Genomic DNA, 20,335 nt, shown 5'->3' with positions numbered 1-20,335 from the left:
TGGCGCGGTCGACGGCACTCTCACCGTGCACAGCCCGACCGGCGGACCCACCGTGGTGACCATCCTGCTACCGAAAGCCGGGCCGCAATGACCGTCCCCTCGCCCAATACACCGCTACGCATCGTGATCGCCGAGGACAGCGCGATCCTGCGCGACGGGCTCGCCGGCCTGCTCATCGAGCGCGGCCACGAGGTGGTCGCCATGGTCGGCGACGCCGGCACTCTCAGCGACGTGGTCGGCGCGCACAATCCCGATGTCGCCGTCGTCGATGTGCGGATGCCACCGTCCTTCACCGACGAGGGCCTGCTCGCCGCGATCGAGCTGCGCAGGAAGTATCCGATGACCGGCGTGCTCGTCTTCTCCCAGTGGATCGAAACCCGTTACGCCACCGAGCTTCTCGCGGGCGGCGCGAGCGGCGTCGGCTACCTGCTCAAGGATCGGGTCGCGGATGTCCGTGACTTCATCGACGCATTGAATCGGGTGGCCACCGGCGGTACCGCCCTCGACCCCGAGGTGGTGAGTCAGTTGATGGGCGCCTCCCGACAGCAGGATTCACTGGCCAGGCTCACCCCTCGGGAACGGGAGGTTCTCGAATTGATGGCGCAGGGCCTTTCCAACAATGCGATTGCCGCGTCGCTCACGGTGACCGAACGTGCGGTGGAAAAGCACATCGGCAATATCTTCACCAAGCTCGATCTGCCGCCCTCGGATACCCATCATCGCCGGGTACTCGCCGTACTGCGCCTGAAAGGCTGATCGCCGACCGGTCCGGCGGCGCGCCGGTCTGCTTGGAGGTGAGTTCACGTTCGGCCCGGCCGCCTATCCTGGAAAGAGCAGGACAGTCGGGGTGGAGGCTGGGTATGGACCATGCGCGCATCTTCCGCACGGTGCTCGGCGTGACCGCCGGGTACCTGATTCTGCTCGGGCTGTGGCTGGGCTGGCTGTTACCGCACACCCCACCGGGGACGGAGCCCTATCAGATCATCGCGCTGGTCGGACTGTTCGGATCGTGTGTCGGCATAGGGATGCTGCTGGCGGTGCGGCCGTCACGGGCGGACCGGCAGCTGTGGCGCTATGGCCTCGAGGGCTGGGCCAGGATCGAGGGTACGCATCCGCTGCGCCCCACCGACCACCACACCGAGCTCACCGAACTCGACCTGGAACTCACCGTGCCCGGATCCGCGAGCTACCGGGGAACCATCGTTTTCGATGTGACACCGGCCGACAAGCCGCGTCTTGCTGTCGGCGAGACCATCTCGATCCGGGTCGACCCGGTGAACCGGGACCGCATCATTCTGGTCCTCTGACTCATTCCGCCACTGCGACAACGATTTTCGTGTGCGCCCTCGGATCGGCGAGCAAGTATTGCGCAGCGGCATAGGTGGACAGAATGACGCCCTCGGTGACCCGACGAGCACGAGTACCCCGCACGAACAGGCGGCGCAGCACGATCAGCCCATCGGAAACGGTGAACAGCAGCGCACCGACACCGAGCCGACTGCGCGGGTCGGCATCGGGGATATTCACTCCCCCAATATTTTTCGCGGCCGGAGCGACACCGGGATCAGAGGCGAGCACGGCAGCGGTGCCCAACGTCGCACCATAGGCCGTCAGCGGCACGGCAATACCGGGAGCCTTCGCTCGCAGCAGCGCGCCCGCACCGAGCCAGGCAACCAGTCGCGGCACGGCCACCGCGGCACGCGGCCGCCCGCCGCGCCGCCACCACAGCGCCGAATACCCGGTCTGCATTACCGCGAACGACGAAGCACCCGCGATCAATCGACGATCGTTGTCCGGATCGATCAACAGAATGTCCCCGACCGTCGCGGCCCCAAGCGAACCGAGCAGAAGAGCCCGATCAACGCCATCGAGCCCCGCGCCTTCATCTACTACATTCGCCGCGAGCAGCGGCATCATCAGGGGTTTCGCGACCCATTGGAGCTTCTCGCGCCCGGTGACCGCACCGTAAACGGTGATGGCCGCCGCGACGAGAAACCCAGCCCGAAACGGGGGCATTGCCCGATCAGACACTGAAACTCGGCTCGGTCGGCGCGGGCGGCAGCGTCACGACCTGACCCGCGTAGCTCAGGCCCGCGCCGAAACCGAGCAGCAGGGCCGTCTGGCCGCCCTTCGCCTTGCCTGTCACCAGCATCTCTTCCATCGCGAGCGGAATCGACGCGGCGGAGGTGTTTCCGGTGTTCTCGATATCGTTGGCCACCGGGATGTTGTCGGCGAGGCCGAGGTTCTTCTTCATCAGTTCGTTGATGCGGCTGTTGGCCTGGTGCGGGATGAACACCTCGATGTCCTCCTTCGCGACACCGGAGACCTCCAGCGCCGCGGACAGCGCGCGCGGCAAAGTGACCGCCGCCCAACGGAATACCCGAGGGCCCTCCATCCGCAGCGACATCCGGCCGACCGGCTCGACGGCAGGGTCGGTGCCCTGTAGCGCCTGCGCCCGTGCCATGTACTCGAGGAAATCGACGTCCTGTGCGATCGCCGCGGCATTCTCGCCGTCACTGCCCCACACCGTCGGGGAGATGCCGTTCTCCTCGCTCGGACCGACCACAACCGCGCCCGCGCCGTCACCGAAGATCATCGCGGTCCCCCGGTCGGCCGGATCGAGTCCGACGGTCATCGTCTCGGCGCCGATCAACAGCACATAGTCGACGGAACCGGCGCGGATCAGGTCGGCGGCGACCCCGAGGCCGTAGCCGAAACCGCCGCAACCCGACGTCAGGTCGAAGGCGGCGATCCCGTTCATACCGAGGTCGTTGGCGACCTTCGGCGCACCGTGCGGAGTCAGGGTCAGCCAGCTGGAGGTAGCGAAGATCAGCGCGCCGATCTTCGAGCGATCGATACCGCTGTTGACGATCGCCCGCTCGCCCGCCGCCGCCGCGATCGACTGCAACGTCTCGTCGCCGCTGATCCAACGCCGATTGCGGACGCCGGTGCGCTCGTAGATCCACTCGGGGGTGGAGTCGAGAACCTCGCACACCTCTTCATTGCTGACCACGCGCTCTGGTCGATAGGCACCGATACCGAGCATCGCGACGTTCTCACGACTCTTGTTGACTGCAATGCTCACCACAGGTAACTCACACGACCCTTCGCTGTCTCCGACCGCCTCGCTGCGCTCGGCTATGCGTCCATATATCGGGTCGCGCCGTTACCTCGTTTCGGTCGCCGATAGCTCCCATCTGAAGTCCCGACCCGACCCGGGCCCGCAAACGCAGCTTAACCGAGGGCAAGATCCTTGAGTCCGAGGATGGACCGGTACTCCAGGCCCTCGGCCGCGATGACCTGGTCGGCCCCGGTCTCCCTGTCGACGACCGTCGCGACCCCGACCACCGTCGCACCGGCGTCGCGCAGCGCACGCACGGCGGTGAGCGGGGAGTTTCCGGTGGTGGTTGTGTCCTCGACAACGAGCACCCGCTTGCCGACGATGTCCGGGCCCTCGATCTGGCGCTGCATGCCGTGCGTCTTGGCGGCTTTACGTACCACGAAGGCATTGATCGGACGGCCGGGTGCGTGCATGACAGCGAGCGCGACCGGGTCGGCGCCCATGGTCAGGCCGCCGACGGATTCGAAGTCCCAGTCGGCGACCAGCTCGCGCAGTAGCTTGCCGATCAGCGGGCCCGCACTGTGGTGCAGCGTGGCGCGGCGCAGGTCGACGTAGTAGTCGGCCTCATTTCCCGAGGACAACGTCACTCTGCCGTGCACGACCGCGAGCTCGCGCACCAGCGCGGCCAATTTGTCTCGGTCGGAGGCGGCGTCCTTGGAAACCGCGTCATTGCTTGTTGCCTGGTCGATCATGTCTACGTCCTCCCTCGTGCGTTGAACAGGCCGCGATTGAATCGGGCCGCCAGTGTTCGCGGGATCATTCCGGCGACCGTGGTGAGCACTTTGTACTGCACGCCGGGCACGCTGAGCACCCGGCCCTTCTCTAGATCACGCAGCGAACCGGCGACAACCTGCTCGACACTGAGCCACAGCGGTTTCGGCAGCGAAGACATCTCGATGCCGGCGCGCTCATGGAATTCGGTGCGGACGAATCCCGGGCACAGGGCCTGGGCCCGAACACCGGTTCCGGCCAGTCCGCCCGCCAATCCTTCGGTGAAGGATACGACGTAGGCCTTGGATGCCGAATACGTCGAGCCACGTCCCGGGATCAGACCCGCGACGCTTGCCACATTGACGATCGACCCCTTCGCCGCGGCGACCATAGACGGCAGCGCCGCCCTGGTGAGCTGCAACACCGAGGTGACGTTGACATCGAGCTGCGCCTGCAACTGCTCCGGCGGCAACGTCCAGAACTCGCCGGAATGCGCGAATCCGGCGTTGTTGACCAGGAATTCGATGCCATCGGCCGCACGCGCCGCGACCCGCGTCCGATCGGCGGCGTCGGCGAGATCGGCGACGAGCACCTCCGAGCGGGTGCCGAACTTTCGGGTCAGCTCCGCCGCGAGCTCGGTAAGGCGCTTTTCGTCACGGGCAACGAGCACCAGGTCGTAGCCGAGGGCGGCAAGTCGCACGGCATACCCGTGCCCGATGCCCGAGGTCGGCCCGGTGATCAATGCGATGGGACGGTTCGCGCCGGGATGGCGCGCGGGAACGCCACTGCTCACTGCGGTACGGGTCCCTGGTACGGGCGGAATCCGGGATGGAACGGGCCACCACCCGGAGGTTCGGGCGCCTCATCGATCGGCGGCCATTCGTCGTCCGACTCCACGGTGACCCGCGACGTCTGTTCGCGCCGGTCCTTGGTGGGCCGGTCTTCGGACTCATCACCGGTTTCGCGCCACTCGGCGTCGGCCGGCCAGCGCCCCTCGCGCGGACGAGAACGGGAGTCGGGCACCACCGCGAGCGACGGCCTGCGCGGCGGTTCCTGCGCCGCCGATGCCGCGGGAGCGCGCTGTTCGGGTTCCTCGTCCTCGTCGTCGTATCCGGCCGCGTCGTATCGTGGCTTCTTATAGCCGGATTTATCGAAACCCGTTTCCTCGTACTCGGATTCGTCGTCGTCGGCTCGGTAGGCGGACTCTTCGTAGACCGAATCGCGGTAGGCCGAATCGTCGTATGAGTCGGTGCCCTTCTTCGTATCGGACGGCTGTACCCGGCCCACACCGATCGAGCCTTCCGGCTCGCCGTGCTCGTCGGTTCCATCGTGGCGTTTCCCCCGAGTCCGCGGATGCGGGCGACCGGGGTCGTGGTCGCCGGAGTCCATCCCGAACACATCGCTGACCGGCGGCAATACATGCAGCAGACCGGAAAGTCGAAGTACCGCGTCGATGGTGGTCTCCCAATCACGCGCGGTGGTACCGACATTCAGCATGCCAAGGGTCCAGTTACCCTCGCTCCAGAGCATTTGCACCGTGTCGGGCAATGTCTCGATGAAGGCGACCATCCGCTGGTCGACCGCGTGCCTGGCGATCTCCGGATTGGTCGCGAAGACCACCCGGTCACCGATCGCGCCGAGCAGTTCCAGATCGGCGTCCTTGGGCGGTGACGCGGTCTTGAGCCGCATGTCGACGTCGATATCCGAGCCGATCTGCCGACGCACCGCGACCAGTGTCGCCGCGTCCTCCAGATCGAAGAGGACGAACTTCTCGCCCTTGCGGATACCGGACACCACGTCTACCGCGGAGAGGTAGCCGAGCTTGGCCAACGCACCGCGGCGCCAGGTCGACGCGAGTGCCGGCTCCACCGACACATACGTGTATCCCTGGGATTTCGCCCAGACCTGGCGCGCATGACCGGTCCGCTGTCGTTGGACCCGATCGAAATAGAGCAGCACGATCGCACCTACCAGCGCGATCGCCGCCAACCCGAACCACATAGCCGTCATCGGTACCTAGCCTAATATCCCGAGCCGGATGGAGCCTGACATTGGCCCCGCGCCGGGCCGAGCGGAGGCGAGCCAGCCGCTCATCGCGGTCCTCCCGGCAACGAGGTGCTGATGATCATCTTCGCCTGGATCGAACCGTCAGGGGCCTTGTCGCCCTGCACGACGACCATGTCCCCGACGGGCAGATCGGCGGCCTTCGCCGACGTCATCGAGATCACCTGGGTGTTGGCGTCGGTGTGCACCGTGGCCGAGCCGCCCGTCATGGTTTCGAGGGTCAGGGTGCCGTTGTTGTTGGCCCTGATGGTGCCCATCGTCGCGCCGAGCTCGTCGATATCGCCGAGCCCTGGAATGCCGGGGAGCGCCGTGGACTGGCCCGACCGCGGCGCTCCGGTCGCCCGGGGCGCGGGCAGTGTCGAGGTGCCCTCCGCGTTCGTCGAGGGCGAGTCGCCGCCGCTACCGCCGAGCAGCAATCCCCCGACCACACCGACCACCGCGATCAGCGCGACGACACCGATCACAAGCGCGACCCACAGTCCGGTGTTGCGTTTCGGACGCTGCGACGGTTGGTCGTATGGACCGGGCGCGCCCGGCGGGACCATGCCACCGTGCGCCGCACCCGCGGCCCGCACGGTCGGATCGGCCCACTGCTGGTCGTAGCCGCTCTCGTAGGCGCCCCACTGGCTGTCGTGCGGCGGGAACTCGCGGGTCGCGTTCGGCGGCGGCGGCGGCCACTGCTCGAATTGCTCGGCGGACGGATACACCACGTCTCGGTTTTGGCCGTATGCCTCGGTGTACTCCGTCGTGTGCGCGGGCTGCTGGCGTCCGGCCTTCTCCGGCGTACCCAGATGTTCGGTCGGAGCATCCTCCGGCCGCTGCGCCCACGGATCGTCCCGATTCGTCATGGCGTCCAGGGTAAGCCGGGGCAGCGCATCAGGTAGTCGGACGTGGCCATTCACGCCCGGACCACCCCTGCGACGTGCGGGAAACCCGCGGAACCGCGCCCGCCGAGGCACCCGCACGTGTCGAGTGATCCTCGGCGAGCGGCCGATCGCTCACTTGCCGACGATGAGGCTCTCACCGTTCGACGTCACGTTGACCTTTACCGTGTCGCCGTCGACTACCTCGCCGGCCAGCAGTTCCTTGGCCAGGGAGTCACCGATGGCCTGCTGGATCAGCCTGCGTAGCGGCCGTGCACCGTAGACCGGGTCGTAGCCGCGCACCGCGAGCCAGAACCGCGCCGAATCGCTGACCTCCAGCTTCAGCCTGCGGGCGGCAAGCCGCTTCTGGAGTTGGTCGAGCTGGATGTCGACGATGGCTTCCAACTGCTCCTCGTCGAGCGAGGCGAACATGACCACATCGTCGAGGCGGTTGAGGAATTCCGGCTTGAAGGCCGAGCGCACCGCGTTCATCACCAGCTCCCGATCGCCACCAGCACCGAGGTTCGAGGTGAGAATCAGGATGGTGTTGCGGAAGTCGACCGTGCGGCCTTGGCCGTCGGTCAGCCGACCTTCGTCGAGCACGGCGAGCAGGATGTCGAAGACATCGGGGTGCGCCTTCTCGATCTCGTCGAACAGCACCACCGTGTACGGCCTGCGCCGTACCGCCTCGGTGAGCTGCCCGCCCTGGTCGTAACCCACGTACCCGGGCGGCGCGCCGACAAGCCTAGCCACCGCGTGCTTCTCGCTGTATTCGCTCATGTCGATACGGACCATGGCGCGTTCGTCGTCGAACAGGAAGTCCGCCAACGCCTTTGCCAGTTCCGTCTTACCGACGCCGGTCGGGCCGACGAACAGGAACGAGCCGGTCGGGCGGTTCGGATCGGCGACGCCCGCCCGCGCACGGCGCACCGCGTCGGACACCGCCTGCACCGCCTCGGGCTGGCCGACGACGCGCCTGCCGAGCTCGTCCTCCATCCGGAGCAGTTTCTGGGTTTCACCCTCCATCAGCCTGCCGACCGGAATGCCGGTCCAGGCACCCACCACCTCGGCGATATCGTCGGGACCGACCTCTTCTTTGAGCATCACCTCGCCGTCACCGGCTACCGCGGAGGTCTTTTCGGCCGCGGCGAGCTCCTTCTCCAGCGCCGGGATCCGCCCGTAGCGCAGCTCGGCGGCCTTGCCGAGGTCACCGTCGCGCTCGGCGCGCTCGGACTCACCGCGCAAGGTTTCCAGTTGCTCCTTGAGTACCCGGACCTGGTCGATCGCGCTCTTCTCGTTCTGCCAACGTGTCGTCAGCTGGTTGAGCTTCTCGCGATCGTCGGCGAGCTCCTGACGCAATTTCTCCAGACGCTGTTTGGAGGCGGCGTCGGTTTCCTTGCTCAGCGCGACTTCCTCGATCTCGAGTCGTCGCACCGCACGCTCGACCTCGTCGATTTCGACAGGGCGGGAGTCGATTTCCATACGCAGCCGCGAGGCCGACTCGTCGATGAGGTCGATCGCCTTGTCCGGCAGGAAACGAGAGGTGATGTATCGATCGCTCAAGGTCGCGGCGGCGACCAGCGCGGAGTCGGTGATGCGCACACCGTGGTGCACCTCGTAGCGCTCCTTGATGCCGCGCAGGATGCCGATGGTGTCCTCCACCGACGGCTCACCGACGAGCACCTGTTGGAAGCGCCGCTCGAGCGCGGCGTCTTTTTCGATGTGCTTGCGGTATTCGTCCAGGGTGGTCGCGCCGACGAGGCGCAGCTCACCGCGCGCGAGCATGGGCTTGATCATGTTGCCCGCGTCCATCGCGGATTCACCGGTGGCACCCGCGCCGACAATGGTGTGCAGCTCATCGATGAACGTGATGATCTGTCCCGCACTGTTTTTGATGTCCTCGAGCACGGCCTTGAGCCGCTCCTCGAACTCGCCGCGATACTTCGCACCGGCGACCATCGCGCCGAGGTCGAGCGAGACAACGGACTTGCCGCGCAACGACTCCGGCACGTCACCGGCGATGATGCGCTGGGCGAGGCCCTCGACGATCGCGGTCTTGCCGACGCCGGGTTCACCGATGAGCACCGGATTGTTCTTGGTGCGGCGGCTCAAAACCTGTACGACGCGGCGGATTTCGGTGTCACGGCCGATCACCGGGTCGAGTTTGCCCGCGCGGGCCGCCTCGGTGAGGTCGGTGGAGTACTTCTCCAGCGCCTGGTAGCTACCCTCCGGGTCCGGACTGGTGACCCTCGCGCTACCGCGCACCTTGGTGAACGCCTCTCGCAGCGCGTCGGCGGTCGCACCGTATTTGGTGAGCAGCATCGTCACGTCCGAGTCGCCGCTGGCCAGCCCGACCAGGACGTGCTCGGTGGAGACGTATTCATCGCCCAGCTCGGTGGCCAGGTGCTGGGCGGCGGTGATGGCAGCCAGCGCCTCGCGGCCGAGTTGCGGAGTGGTCGTGGCGCCGGTTGCCCTCGGCAGCCGATCGACGATGTCCTGTGCGTCGCGACGAATGGTCGCGGGCTCGACCGCAACGGCCTCGAGCAAGGGGGCGGCGATGCCGTCGGTTTGATCCAGCAACGCCACCAGCAAGTGCGCGGGACGAATGTCGGGGTTGCCCGCGGCGGAGGCCGCTTGCAGCGCGGCGGTCAGCGCGGCCTGGGTCTTGGTGGTGGGATTGAACGAGTCCACGGTCACCTTTCCTACTTGTCGATTTCCACGGCACCGCCTGCCCCGCAGCCTGCCGGCGCGGTATGTCGTGCGGCCCGATGCCGTACCCAACCGTTCAACGTCGGAAAGGTTGAGTCTGTTCCGCTCAACTCTATAACCCTACATCCGGACAAACGCTACGCCGCGACATCGGTGAATGCGATGAATCACGACGTCGGTGGTGTATGGATACACCTACGACGGCCATCGCCGTTCGATGCGTTACTTGTCCCCGATACCTGCGTCACTTGTCCCCAATACCTGCGTCACTCTTCTCCCCAATATCAAGGAGCGAACGGATGCGCGCGATTGTCGTACGGAATTTCGGAGCCACGCCCGAGTTGGCCGACGTGCCGGTACCCGAAACCGGCGCGGGCATGGTTCGCGTGCAGTTGGAGGCGGCCGGGGTCAATCCGTTCGACCAACGGATGGCCACCGGATTCCTGGACGGGAAGATGCCGCACGACTTTCCGATGATCCTCGGGGTCGACGGCGCGGGCATCGTGTCCGCTGTCGGGCCGGGCACAAGCCGCTTCGCGGTCGGCGATCGCGTTGTCGGCAAATTCCTCACCTCCCCCGCGGGCCACGGCAGCTTCGCCGAATACGCCGTGCTGCCGGAGACCGGCGCGCTAGCGCGGATCCCGGACGGCGTGCCGACCGGCGCTGCCGCGGCGCTACCGACCGCGGGCGTCACCGCGCAGGACATGGTGGACGCCACCAAGATCGAACCGGGCCAGACGGTGCTGGTGATCGGCGCCACCGGCGGCGTCGGCTCGTTCCTTGTGCAACTGGCGAACATGGCCGGCGCACACGTCATCGCGACCGCGCGCGGCGACGCCGCCGATCAGATGACCCGCCTCGGTGCGGCCGAAACCGTGGACTACACCAGGGGCCCGGTCGGCGCGCAGGTCGCTGCCGCCCATCCCGACGGCGTCGACGTGCTGTTCGACGTGGTGAGCCCGCCCGAGACGCTCGCCGAACTGACCGGGCTCGTCCGCGACGGCGGCACCGTCTATTCCACCATCGGTGCCGCGGACGAGGCAGCGCTACGAGTGCGCGGCATCAAGGGCGGCAATATCGAATCCTCAGGCGGCGCACCGGAATTGAGCCGACTGCTGCGACGGGTGGCCGAGGGCGATGTGGTGGTGCCGATCGCCGTGACGGTACCGCTGGCCGAGGCGGCGTCGGTCATCGGCGCAGCCGGCGCACGCGGCAAAACCGTGCTGGCGATATAGGCGGGCATTCCTCTGCTACAACCCGTGCGACAGGCCCGAGGTGCTCGGCGTTTGCCCACCCATTACCGTAGGCCGAGCCGTGATGGACCATACCAACACGACCACGGGATTTTCGGGGATACTTGACGGCGGAGGACCGCCGGTTACGGGTATGTCCTCGGTAGCAATCAGAGGGAAAGGAAGCTCCACGTCGTGGATGCGCGTTCGGCTGCGCTGGTCCGCGCCAACTTCCGTTCGGTGATCGAGTCACCGAGCGGAACCGAGCGGTTGATCAGTGCGTTTTATGGTCACCTCTTTGCGGAAAACCCTCAATTACGCGAGCTGTTTCCGCCTGCGATGGATATGCAGGCGAAACGGCTGGTCACGGCCATCCAGTACGTGCTCGACCACCTGGAGGACTGGGGGCGGGCGCAGAAGTTTCTCGAGCAGCTGGCTCGCGACCATCGCAAGTACGGCGTACTGCCCGGACATTACGATGCCGCGGGCCGCGCACTTCTTGCCGCATTTCGCGCATACAACTACAACAACGGCGGCTGGAATCGAGCGCTCGAGGAGGGCTGGCGCGACATCACCATCCTGATCTCCGCGTCCATGGCCATCGGCGCCAATTCCGACAAGTCGCGCCCGTTCTGGGAGGCGACGGTCGTCGGCCATCGCCGGGTGCTCGAGGACTTGGCGATCGTGCGGTTGCAGACCGACAGCCCGATCCCGTACCAGGCCGGGCAGTACGTGCCGATCGTGGTGCCGCAGCGACCGAAGATGTGGCGCTACCTCTCGCCCGCGATTCCGGCAAATCCCTACGGCGAGATCGAATTCCACATCCGCAAGATTCGCGGCGGCTGGGTGAGCCCCGCGATCGTCAACGAAACAAGGGTCGGCGAGAAGTGGTTGGTCGCGAGCCCGCTCGGCGGACTGCACGTCGACCGCGACGCCGGTCGCGATGTGCTGCTGATCGGCGCCGGCACCGGCATCGCACCGCTGCGCGCGCAGCTCATCGAAATGGGCCAGCGCGGGATCAACCCGCGCGTGCACTTCTTCATCGGCGGCCGCTACCCCTGCGACCTGTACGACGTGGAGAACATGTGGCAGCTCTCGCAGAGCAATCCGTGGCTGACGATCGTCCCGGTCTGCGAACAGAAGACCAACCCGTACTGGTACCCGCATCCGCCCGCGGATCCGCCCTACGGCATGCACCGCACGCTGATCGGTAATCTCGGTGCTGTGGTCGCCAGCTTTGGTGCGTGGGCGGACCGGCAGATCCAGATCGCCGGATCGGCGCGGATGATCGCCGACACCCGCCGCGCGCTGATCGCGGTGGGCACCCCGGAGCAGAACATCAGCTCCGACCCTGTGTGAATGAGGAGGCTCCGTTGGGGGACTTGCACGGCAACGGCGCTGCGCCCGATAACCGCACGCCCGATAACCGCACCATGCCCAATGACAACGCACCCGAATGGCGAGCGACCGTCGTCGGACACCATCGGTTGCGCCACGACCTCGCGGTGATCCGACTGATCGGTGAATTCGTGCCGTTCACCGCGGGCCAGTCCGTCGAGGTGCGGGTTCCGCAGCAGCCGGGCATGCGACGCAGGTTCTCCCCCGCATTGCCGCCTTCGCTGGACGGCAAACTGGAGTTCCATGTGCGGTCCATCCCCGGCGGCTGGTGCAGCGGCTCCATCGTCGCCGACACCGCGCCGGGCGACGAATGGCAACTGCGCGCCCCCGCAGGCACTTTCGCTGTCGACCCGGACGGCGACGAGGTGGTGATGATCGCGGGCGGCACCGGCCTCGCCCCGCTACGGGCCCAGATCCTCGACCTGGCCAGGCACGAAGACCCCCCACCCACCTATCTGTTCATCGGCGGCGGTTCCCCACGCGACCTTTACGCCTCGGACATGCTCTTCCTGCTGACACGCGAATTACCATGGCTCACTGTCGTTCCGGTGGTGGAAACCCCGGACGATCCCGGCTGGGTCGACGAGTGGTACGAACAATCCCGCGTCGATATCGGCTTTCCGCCCGAGGAGATGCTCTACGGCACTCTCGCCGATGTGGTCGGCTCGCACGGCGCGTTCACCAACCATCAGGTCTTGGTATGCGGCTCTCCGGCGATGACCCGCGCGACGGTGGAACGGCTCGTCAAGACTGGAACACCCTCGGCAAGAATCCAATTCGAAGGATTCTGAGCCTGTCGCAGCAGCGGAGGCCCGTCAGAACAACGGGTCGTGGCGGATGTTCTTGGCCTGAGTGCCCGCGGCCATCAGGCGGAACTTGGTCGTCTGCACCATGGATGGCGACCCGACGATCTGCACGTCGCGGTCGGTCCATGACCCGTAACTGGCGACGACCTTGCCGATCTGCCCGGTCACCCGCGCCTCGAGGCCGTCCCAGTTGCGTTCCGTTTCGCCGGATTCCAGGTACCACCAGGGGTTTTCGTCACTCTCGGTCACCGGTGTCACGGTGAGCCACTTATTGGCCACGGCCAGGGCGCTGAGCGTCTCCAGATCGTAGAGGTCGCAGGGATGGTGACCCCCGACGAACAGGTGCACTCGTGGATTGACTCGCCGCTGTGCCATAGCCATGAGTTGGGCGCGCAGTGGGGCATTGCCGGTGCCACAGCCGACCATCAACATTTTGCGTTTGGTGTTGCGCGGGATGCCGAGCCCGCCCAATGGCGAACCGAGTAGCCACTGGTCACCGACGATCGTCTGGCCCACCATGGCCGGGCTGACCCAACCGCCGAGCACGCTACGGATGTGGAATTCGATCTCCCCGTTGGTATTCGCGGGCACCGCGGGCGACAGGTAGCGCCACATCCGCGGCCGGGATGGAATCTGCACGCTGATGTACTGGCCAGCGGCGAACTGCATCGGCTGATCCAATTGCAGCCGCACCACGGTCAGGTTGCGCAGCAGGTCACGGCGCTCGACCACCGTCCCGGTCCACGTGGCGGGTGTGACCTCCTTTTCCGCCGCGCCGATCATGGCTTCGCCGATGATGGTCAGGCCTTCGCTCCAGGCCCGCTCTACCTCATCGGTCCACATCTCGCTGCCCGCGAAGATCCGCATTGCGGTCTTCAGCGAGGTGGCCACCGCGACGTAATGCTCAGGCTGCACACCGTATTTGCGGTGATCGCGGCCGAGCTGGGCCAGAAAGGGGAGCAGCTTGTTCGGCTCCTCGAGCCGGTCGAGTGCGTAGGAAATAGCTTTGACCAATCGGTCACGCTGAGCATCCATTGCCGCCGGGAAGAAATCGCGGGCTTGCGGATAGTCGGTGAACAGGATCGCGTAAAACGAACTGGCCAGTCTGGCAGGCCCCCCTTCTTCCGCAGCAACCGCCTTGAACGTCGTTCTGATCAAAGCGACAGTCCGCGAATCCATCTGTGTCACAACCCCATTTCGCACTCGTACACAAACCGAGCCGGCGAGTGAGATGCTGCGGGACACTCGACAGCAGCCGTCGTCATCGAGTGTAGGTGAGGTTTGCCAGCAACGGAATCCTCCGTCTGAACATCACGCGATCTATTCCCCCAAAACGAGGATGCGAAACGCGAAACGCCGCAGAAACCAACTGCAGGATCGATTGATTGGGTGAAATCAGTCACAAACTTACCGAATTTGCACGACACGTTTTGCAAGGCCCATTCCGATACAGCCGTCCGAGCGATCACGTGGCAACTCCGAAATGTTGCCGGTTACCTCGCTCCAGCTACCTTTTCGCACCCGGCGCCTCGGCGATCGGCCCGAAACCGCAGGACAATTCGGTGATCAGTCGCGCGGCAGCCGTCCACGCATATCGAAAGGTCCGGCATACCTCCGGCTACCCTTGTGACTCAACGACATCGGGCCCCGAGCTTCGGCTCACTCGTGATGAACCGAAACATCGGGGCCCGATGGTTGCCAGCAGGTGTCAGCGCCGATGCCGGGGCTGCCACACCACCAATGCGGTACTGCGTTGCGGCGGCGAAAGATCCGGGCGATAGCCCGCACGCAGCCGCTCCACCTCGGATGCCAACTCGGCGACGTGCTGCCGCAACTGCGCCACCTGGTTGGTGAGTTCGATGATGCGCTTGATGCCGGCCAGATTCACGCCCTCGTCCTGAGACAGCCGCTGCACCTCGCGAAGCAGCTCGACGTCCCTGGCCGAATAGCGTCTGCCGCCACCCGAAGTCCGTTGTGGCGTCACCAATCCCAGCCGGTCATAAGTGCGCAGTGTCTGCGCGTGCATGCCCGCCAATTGTGCCGCCACCGAGATCATGAAGACCTGAGCCTCGGTGCGCCCCTGGTTATTGGGCCCACCCGACGCGTTCTTCGGATCACCGGACATCACGCACCTGCCCATCCCGCACGTGGATCGAATCCGCTGGACTTCTCCGCCTCCGCGTAACGCCGCAGCGCCTCGGAGGCATCGTCATCCAGCTTCTGTGGCACCGCGACCTTGACGGTGACAAGCAGGTCACCGGCTCCGCCCGCGGCACCGCGCTTCGGAACGCCACGACCACGCACCCGCAGGATGCGGCCGTCCGCGGTGCCCGGCGGCACCTTGACCCCGACGCGACCTTCCAGCGTTGGCACCGAAACCGTTGTGCCCAACACCAATTCGCTGTAACTGACCGGAAGTACCAGGGTCAGGTCGTCGCCATTGCGGCCGAAGACCTTGTCCTGGCTGACATGCACGGTGACGAACAGGTCGCCCGAAGGCGCACCACGCAGCCCCGCCTCGCCCTGCCCGGCCAGCCGAATCTTCTGTCCGTCACTGACTCCCGGCGGGATCCGCACCGTGATGGTGCGGGTCCGGTTCTGGATGCCGCTGCCATGGCAGTCGACGCACGGGTCGTCGATGATCGAGCCGGTGCCACGGCACTCGTCGCACGGTTCACTGAATCCGAACGCACCCTGGTTGCGGCTGATGACGCCGTTTCCATTGCAGATAGGGCACACTCGGGGACTTGTGCCCGGCTTGGCCCCGCTGCCGTGACACGTCGTACACGGTGACGGACTCGTCATCCGCAGCGGAACGGTGACACCCTGCGCGGCCTCGCGGAAGCCGAGAGTCGTCTCGGTTTCCACATCGGCGCCACGACGCGGGCGGCCCGTTGTCCGAGTGCCGCCCCGGTTGAACAGCCCACCGAGGAGATCACCGAGGCCACCGTCGCCCGCATTGGCCTGGCCGAAGATGTCGCCGATGTTGAAGTCCTGGGAGAAGCCACCGCCCGGGCCCGCGCCGGGGGTGAACCCGCCGCCCCTGCCATACGCGCCGCCGCCGGCGAAAAGCTTTCGCGTTTCGTCGTACTCCTTGCGCTTGGCGGTATCCGACAGCACGGCATGCGCCTCGCTGACGGTCTTGAACCGCTCCTCGGCCTTGGTGTCACCGGGATTGGCATCCGGATGCAGGTCACGAGCGAGCTTGCGATACGCCTTCTTGATCTCGTCTTGAGAGGCGCTGGAGGAAACGCCCAGCTCCTTGTAGAAGTCCTTCTCGATCCACTCCCGTTGACTCACCGGGCATCTCCTCCTCTCGCAGTGCTCGTCTTGCGGCGCTCCCGGGGCCCTCCGTGGTCACGCTGCGCTACCGCCTCCGGGGCCGTCGCCCGCGCCGCGGCCTTATTGTTTGGTTGTGCCGGCATCAGAACCAGCATTCGATGCTTCGTTCACCGGTAGATCGGACACACCGTCGGTTACCCCGACCATCGCGTGCCGAAGCACCCGCTCGCCGAAGCGGTAACCCTTGCGCATGATCACACCGATCACCGGGTCGTGTCCGGATCCCTCGTGCTGTACGGCCTCGTGCAGGGTCGGATCGAAAGGCTCACCCTCCGAACCGAATTCCTCCAGTCCCTGCTTGCGCAGCGCGTCGGCCAGCTTGTCCGCGACCGCCTTGAGCGGTCCGGTATCGAGATCGCCGTGCGCGCGTGCGCGGTCGAGATCGTCGAGCACGCCGAGCAATTCGGTGACCACCGCGGCCTTGGCCGCATCGATGGTCGCCTTGCGGTCGCGCTCGACCCGACGCCGGTAGTTGGCGTATTCCGCGGTCAAACGCTGTAGGTCGGCGGTGCGCTCGGCCAGCTCGTTGCTGATGGCGTCGGCCATGACCGCGGCCCCCTCATCAGATCCGAGCGCGGCCTCGACACCGTTGCCCGAGTCGGGCCCGGCCGCGGTTGCCGCGGCCGGATCCCGAATCTCGCCGGTCTCCGGATCGACGATGTTGTTTACCAAACCGGAGGGGTCCTGTTCCGAATTGCGCTCGTCCGAATTTCCCTGTGTCACTTCTTCTCCGTGTCGACCGGCTCGTCCACGACCTCGGCATCCACGACCTCGTCGTCGGCGGCCGAGTTGGAGGGTCCATTGCCATTGCCGTTGGTCGCGGACTCCGCCGCCGACGCCTCGTAGATGGCCTGGCCAAGCGCCTGCGACTCGGTCGCCAGCTTCTCGACGGCCTCCTTCACCGCGGCGATATCGGTGCCGGCGAGCGCCGTGTTCGCCTCGGCGATGGCCTCTTCGACCTTGGACTTGATGTCGTCGGGGACCTTGTCCTCGTTGTCCTTGATGAACTTCTCGGTCTGGTGCACCAGAGACTCGGCCTGGTTGCGGGTCTCGGCCTCCTCGCGGCGGGCCTTGTCCTCGGCGGCGTGCGCCTCGGCGTCCTTGACCATCCGGTCGATCTCTTCCTTGGACAGGCCGGAGCCGTCCTGGATCTTGATCTTGTTTTCCTTGCCGGTGCCCTTGTCCTTCGCGGTCACGTGCACGATGCCGTTGGCATCGATGTCGAAGGTGACCTCGATCTGCGGCACGCCACGCGGGGCGGGCGGCAGGCCGGTCAGCTCGAAGGAGCCGAGCAGCTTGTTGTGCGAGGCGATCTCGCGCTCACCCTGGAACACCTGGATCTGCACCGAGGGCTGATTGTCATCAGCGGTGGTGAAGGTCTCCGAGCGCTTGGTCGGGATGGTGGTGTTGCGCTCGATGAGCTTGGTCATCACGCCACCCTTGGTCTCGATACCCAGCGACAGCGGGGTGACATCGAGCAGCAGGACGTCCTTGACCTCACCCTTGAGCACACCGGCCTGCAAGGCGGCGCCGACGGCGACGACCTCGTCCGGGTTGACGCCCTTGTTGGGCTCACGCCCACCGGTCAGTTCCTTGACCAGCTCCGAAACGGCGGGCATACGGGTGGAGCCACCGACGAGCACGACGTGGTCGATATCGGCGACGTTGATGCCCGCGTCCTTGATCACGGACTGGAACGGCGCACGGGTGCGGTCCAGCAGGTCCGCGGTGATCTTCTGGAACTCGGCGCGGGTCAGCTGCTCGTCGAGGAACAGCGGGTTCTTGTCCGCGTCGACGGTGATGTACGGCAGGTTGATCGAGGTGCTCTGCGAGGAGCTCAGCTCGATCTTGGCCTTCTCCGCGGCCTCACGCAGCCGCTGCAGCGCCATCTTGTCCTTGGTCAGGTCGATGCCCGCACTGGCCTTGAACTTGTCGACCAGCCAGGACACGACGCGCTCGTCCCAGTCGTCACCACCGAGGTGGTTGTCGCCGGAGGTCGCGCGGACCTCGACTACGCCCTCGCCGATTTCCAGCAACGAGACGTCGAAGGTGCCGCCACCGAGGTCGAAGACCAGGATGGTCTGTTCTTTGTCGCCCTTGTCCAGGCCGTACGCGAGCGCGGCGGCGGTGGGCTCGTTGACGATGCGCAGCACGTTGAGGCCGGCGATCTGGCCGGCTTCCTTGGTTGCCTGACGCTGCGCGTCCTCGAAGTACGCGGGAACGGTGATCACCGCGTCGGTGATCTCCTCACCCAGGTACGCCTCGGCATCGCGCTTGAGCTTCATCAGCGTGCGCGCGCTGATTTCCTGCGGCGTGTACTTCTTGCCGTCGATCTCCACATTCCAGTCGGTGCCGATGTGGCGCTTCACCGAGCGGATGGTGCGGTCGACGTTGGTGACGGCCTGGTTCTTCGCAGGCTGGCCGACCAGTACCTCGCCGTTCTTCGCGAAGGCGACGACCGACGGGGTGGTGCGCGATCCTTCCGAGTTGGCGACGACGACCGGCTCTCCGCCTTCGAGAACGGCGACGACCGAGTTCGTGGTCCCGAGGTCGATTCCGACCGCACGAGCCATGGTTTTCCTCCTAGTTGACGTAACTATTTGTGTTCGGTGCTGGGCGAACGTCGCCCGGCAAGCAATCCCTACGCTGATCTTTTCGAGGGACCTGCAAGCAATCCCTACGCTGACCTTTTCGAGGAACCTGCAAGCAGTCCCTACGCTGAGCGCGGTCGGCTCAATCTTGCACCCGATTGTGACCGGGAGTCAACTCAAACTTGAGCCGAACGCACTCAACAACTATCGAACGGCTCAACAGAGGCCCTCGGCGATCTATTCCCGAACCCGACCCGAGGACCGCCGCCCGCCATTCTCGCCAGCCGCGTCGTCGTCAGCCAGAAATGTTCGCCAGTTGTGACCAACGCGAATCGGTATTCATCGCAAGGTGAGCGAGGTCTCGGATTCGACGCGGGTCAGCTTCTCCGGGTTGCGGACGTAGTAGAGGCCGGTGATGCGTGCGTCTTCGACACGCGCCGCCATGATGCCGTCGATCTCGCCGTCCAGGCGTAGGAGCAGTGCCGGGTTGCCGTTGACGACAGTGAGTTCAATGGTGATCGCGGCGTCGACCTTGCCGGTGCCTGCGATGAGGAGGCGGCTGACCTTGTCGGCGCCGGTGATCGGCCGCCGCGAGGCATGCTTGATTCCGCCGCCGTCGCCCATCAGGACGACTTCCGGTGCGAGCACGTCGAGCAGGCCCTGTAGGTTCCCGGTTTCGAGCGCGCTCTGGAAGGACTCCAGCGCAGCCCGGGTGTCGCTCAGGGAGACCACCGAGCGTGGGCGGCGGGCATCGACATGCTGGCGGGCGCGGTGCGCGATCTGGCGGACGGCGGCGGGGGTCTTGTCGACGGCGGCCGCGATCTCGTCGTAGCCGAGATCGAAGACCTCGCGCAGTACGAAGACGGCGCGCTCGGTCGGCGACAACGTCTCGAGGACGAGCATCAGCGCCATCGACATACTCTCGGCGAGCTCGACGTCCTCGGCCACGTCCGGGGCGGTGAGCAGCGGCTCGGGCAGCCAGGGGCCGACGTAGGACTCTTTGCGGCGCTTCATGGTGCGCAGCCGGTTGAGCGACTGCCGGGTCGTGATCCGGACCAGGTAGGCGCGCTGGTCGAGCACCTCTTCCAGGTCGACCTTCACCCATCGCAGCCAGGTTTCCTGGAGGACGTCCTCGGCGTCGGCCGCCGATCCGAGCATCTCGTAGGCGACGGTGAAGAGCAGATTGCGGTGGGCGACGAAAGACTCGGTCGCCGGGGTGGTGGCGTGGTCGCTCATAGCTCGACCCCGTTCCTTCGCGGCCGACCCTGGTCGGCCTCTATGCGTGCGTCCACAGCGATGTCCTTTTTCGGCGGTAGGCGTTCGATCCGACCTACCTGTTCGGTGCGATCGAGAGTAGGACACCATCCGGCACCAGGTTGTGACACCCGAGCCACCGACGATCGGTTGATGAATGGACCGCATGTCGTGCGGCGGTGCCCGCATTGCGGAGGCCGCTACACGACATGCGGTCCAGAACCGTTGATACTGAGCCGAATCG

At 65.9% G+C, this 20,335-nt stretch carries 18 protein-coding genes; 5 read left to right on the top strand and 13 right to left on the bottom strand.

Going from position 1 to position 20,335, the window contains the following annotated elements:
• Nucleotides 1-87 precede the first annotated feature (87 nt).
• Together ACLMAJ_RS08745 and ACLMAJ_RS08740 are read left to right on the top strand one after the other, a co-directional pair.
• Complete coding sequence (locus ACLMAJ_RS08745; protein ID WP_412013023.1) at nucleotides 88-756, top strand: LuxR C-terminal-related transcriptional regulator; 669 nt, start codon at nucleotides 88-90, stop codon at nucleotides 754-756.
• A 104-nt stretch (nucleotides 757-860) separates the two neighbouring features.
• Complete coding sequence (locus tag ACLMAJ_RS08740; RefSeq protein ID WP_412013022.1) at nucleotides 861-1,307, top strand: hypothetical protein; 447 nt, start codon at nucleotides 861-863, stop codon at nucleotides 1,305-1,307.
• A 1-nt stretch (nucleotide 1,308) separates the two neighbouring features.
• Here the strand turns inward: ACLMAJ_RS08740 and ACLMAJ_RS08735 are convergent, their stop codons facing one another.
• The 7 genes from ACLMAJ_RS08735 to clpB form a co-directional block, all read right to left on the bottom strand.
• A complete protein-coding gene (locus ACLMAJ_RS08735) occupies nucleotides 1,309-2,016 on the bottom strand; it encodes a lysoplasmalogenase (protein WP_412013021.1) in 708 nt (235 codons plus the stop codon).
• A 7-nt stretch (nucleotides 2,017-2,023) separates the two neighbouring features.
• Nucleotides 2,024-3,088: a beta-ketoacyl-ACP synthase 3 gene (locus ACLMAJ_RS08730; RefSeq protein WP_412013020.1), complete on the bottom strand. Its 1,065-nt coding sequence runs from the start codon at nucleotides 3,086-3,088 to the stop codon at nucleotides 2,024-2,026.
• A 146-nt stretch (nucleotides 3,089-3,234) separates the two neighbouring features.
• On the bottom strand, nucleotides 3,235-3,813 hold the full coding sequence (pyrE, locus tag ACLMAJ_RS08725) for an orotate phosphoribosyltransferase (RefSeq protein WP_412013019.1): 579 nt from the start codon (nucleotides 3,811-3,813) through the stop codon (nucleotides 3,235-3,237).
• A gap of 2 nt (nucleotides 3,814-3,815) precedes the next feature.
• Complete coding sequence (locus ACLMAJ_RS08720; RefSeq protein WP_412013018.1) at nucleotides 3,816-4,625, bottom strand: SDR family NAD(P)-dependent oxidoreductase; 810 nt, start codon at nucleotides 4,623-4,625, stop codon at nucleotides 3,816-3,818.
• Complete coding sequence (locus ACLMAJ_RS08715; RefSeq protein ID WP_412013017.1) at nucleotides 4,622-5,842, bottom strand: type III secretion system chaperone family protein; 1,221 nt, start codon at nucleotides 5,840-5,842, stop codon at nucleotides 4,622-4,624. Before ACLMAJ_RS08715 ends, ACLMAJ_RS08720 begins: the two co-directional genes overlap by 4 nt.
• Nucleotides 5,843-5,922: 80 nt before the next feature.
• Nucleotides 5,923-6,744: a DUF5666 domain-containing protein gene (locus tag ACLMAJ_RS08710; RefSeq protein ID WP_412013016.1), complete on the bottom strand. Its 822-nt coding sequence runs from the start codon at nucleotides 6,742-6,744 to the stop codon at nucleotides 5,923-5,925.
• 150 nt (nucleotides 6,745-6,894) lie between these two features.
• Nucleotides 6,895-9,450: an ATP-dependent chaperone ClpB gene (gene clpB / locus ACLMAJ_RS08705; protein ID WP_412013266.1), complete on the bottom strand. Its 2,556-nt coding sequence runs from the start codon at nucleotides 9,448-9,450 to the stop codon at nucleotides 6,895-6,897.
• Nucleotides 9,451-9,767: 317 nt separating this feature from the next.
• Between clpB and ACLMAJ_RS08700 the strand changes: the two genes are divergently transcribed.
• The 3 genes from ACLMAJ_RS08700 (at nucleotide 9,768) to ACLMAJ_RS08690 (ending at nucleotide 12,889) form a co-directional block, all read left to right on the top strand.
• Entirely contained in the window at nucleotides 9,768-10,703 is a 936-nt protein-coding gene (locus tag ACLMAJ_RS08700; protein WP_412013015.1) for an NADP-dependent oxidoreductase, read from the top strand.
• A 192-nt stretch (nucleotides 10,704-10,895) separates the two neighbouring features.
• Nucleotides 10,896-12,059, top strand: a complete 1,164-nt coding sequence (locus ACLMAJ_RS08695) for a globin domain-containing protein (RefSeq protein WP_412013014.1) — start codon at nucleotides 10,896-10,898, stop codon at nucleotides 12,057-12,059.
• Nucleotides 12,060-12,133: 74 nt separating this feature from the next.
• A complete protein-coding gene (locus ACLMAJ_RS08690) occupies nucleotides 12,134-12,889 on the top strand; it encodes an FAD-binding oxidoreductase (protein WP_412013265.1) in 756 nt (251 codons plus the stop codon).
• 24 nt (nucleotides 12,890-12,913) lie between these two features.
• Here ACLMAJ_RS08690 and ACLMAJ_RS08685 read toward each other — a convergent pair whose 3' ends face one another.
• From ACLMAJ_RS08685 to ACLMAJ_RS08660, 6 genes are all read right to left on the bottom strand, one after another.
• A complete protein-coding gene (locus ACLMAJ_RS08685) occupies nucleotides 12,914-14,083 on the bottom strand; it encodes a globin domain-containing protein (protein ID WP_412013013.1) in 1,170 nt (389 codons plus the stop codon).
• A 529-nt stretch (nucleotides 14,084-14,612) separates the two neighbouring features.
• Complete coding sequence (locus ACLMAJ_RS08680; RefSeq protein ID WP_412013012.1) at nucleotides 14,613-15,029, bottom strand: heat shock protein transcriptional repressor HspR; 417 nt, start codon at nucleotides 15,027-15,029, stop codon at nucleotides 14,613-14,615.
• On the bottom strand, nucleotides 15,029-16,204 hold the full coding sequence (gene dnaJ / locus ACLMAJ_RS08675; RefSeq protein WP_412013011.1) for a molecular chaperone DnaJ: 1,176 nt from the start codon (nucleotides 16,202-16,204) through the stop codon (nucleotides 15,029-15,031). Before dnaJ ends, ACLMAJ_RS08680 begins: the two co-directional genes overlap by 1 nt.
• Before the next feature lie 102 nt (nucleotides 16,205-16,306).
• The gene (gene grpE, locus ACLMAJ_RS08670; RefSeq protein WP_412013010.1) at nucleotides 16,307-16,969 is read right to left on the bottom strand and encodes a nucleotide exchange factor GrpE; all 663 of its coding nucleotides are present in this window, start codon (nucleotides 16,967-16,969) and stop codon (nucleotides 16,307-16,309) included.
• On the bottom strand, nucleotides 16,966-18,819 hold the full coding sequence (dnaK, locus tag ACLMAJ_RS08665; RefSeq protein ID WP_412013009.1) for a molecular chaperone DnaK: 1,854 nt from the start codon (nucleotides 18,817-18,819) through the stop codon (nucleotides 16,966-16,968). Before dnaK ends, grpE begins: the two co-directional genes overlap by 4 nt.
• Nucleotides 18,820-19,176: 357 nt before the next feature.
• On the bottom strand, nucleotides 19,177-20,073 hold the full coding sequence (locus ACLMAJ_RS08660; RefSeq protein ID WP_412013008.1) for an RNA polymerase sigma-70 factor: 897 nt from the start codon (nucleotides 20,071-20,073) through the stop codon (nucleotides 19,177-19,179).
• Between the last annotated feature and the right edge of the window lie 262 nt (nucleotides 20,074-20,335).

This window comes from Nocardia arseniciresistens (genome assembly GCF_046764875.1).
Lineage (GTDB): Bacteria > Actinomycetota > Actinomycetes > Mycobacteriales > Mycobacteriaceae > Nocardia > Nocardia arseniciresistens.
The sequence above is the reverse complement of the archived record's forward strand: the minus strand, read 5'-3'. Positions and strand labels throughout refer to the sequence as shown.

What these genes read in the sequence shown, in the direction of transcription:
- ACLMAJ_RS08745 (WP_412013023.1), top strand. Translation starts at nt 88, where the DNA reads ATGACCGTCCCCTCGCCCAATACACCGCTACGCATCGTGATCGCCGAG.
- ACLMAJ_RS08685 (WP_412013013.1), bottom strand. Translation starts at nt 14,083, where the DNA reads ATGGATTCGCGGACTGTCGCTTTGATCAGAACGACGTTCAAGGCGGTT.
- ACLMAJ_RS08660 (WP_412013008.1), bottom strand. Translation starts at nt 20,073, where the DNA reads ATGAGCGACCACGCCACCACCCCGGCGACCGAGTCTTTCGTCGCCCAC.
- ACLMAJ_RS08715 (WP_412013017.1), bottom strand. Translation starts at nt 5,842, where the DNA reads ATGACGGCTATGTGGTTCGGGTTGGCGGCGATCGCGCTGGTAGGTGCG.
- ACLMAJ_RS08700 (WP_412013015.1), top strand. Translation starts at nt 9,768, where the DNA reads ATGCGCGCGATTGTCGTACGGAATTTCGGAGCCACGCCCGAGTTGGCC.
- ACLMAJ_RS08680 (WP_412013012.1), bottom strand. Translation starts at nt 15,029, where the DNA reads ATGTCCGGTGATCCGAAGAACGCGTCGGGTGGGCCCAATAACCAGGGG.
- pyrE (WP_412013019.1), bottom strand. Translation starts at nt 3,813, where the DNA reads ATGATCGACCAGGCAACAAGCAATGACGCGGTTTCCAAGGACGCCGCC.
- ACLMAJ_RS08710 (WP_412013016.1), bottom strand. Translation starts at nt 6,744, where the DNA reads ATGACGAATCGGGACGATCCGTGGGCGCAGCGGCCGGAGGATGCTCCG.
- ACLMAJ_RS08690 (WP_412013265.1), top strand. Translation starts at nt 12,134, where the DNA reads ATGCCCAATGACAACGCACCCGAATGGCGAGCGACCGTCGTCGGACAC.
- ACLMAJ_RS08740 (WP_412013022.1), top strand. Translation starts at nt 861, where the DNA reads ATGGACCATGCGCGCATCTTCCGCACGGTGCTCGGCGTGACCGCCGGG.
- dnaK (WP_412013009.1), bottom strand. Translation starts at nt 18,819, where the DNA reads ATGGCTCGTGCGGTCGGAATCGACCTCGGGACCACGAACTCGGTCGTC.
- ACLMAJ_RS08735 (WP_412013021.1), bottom strand. Translation starts at nt 2,016, where the DNA reads ATGCCCCCGTTTCGGGCTGGGTTTCTCGTCGCGGCGGCCATCACCGTT.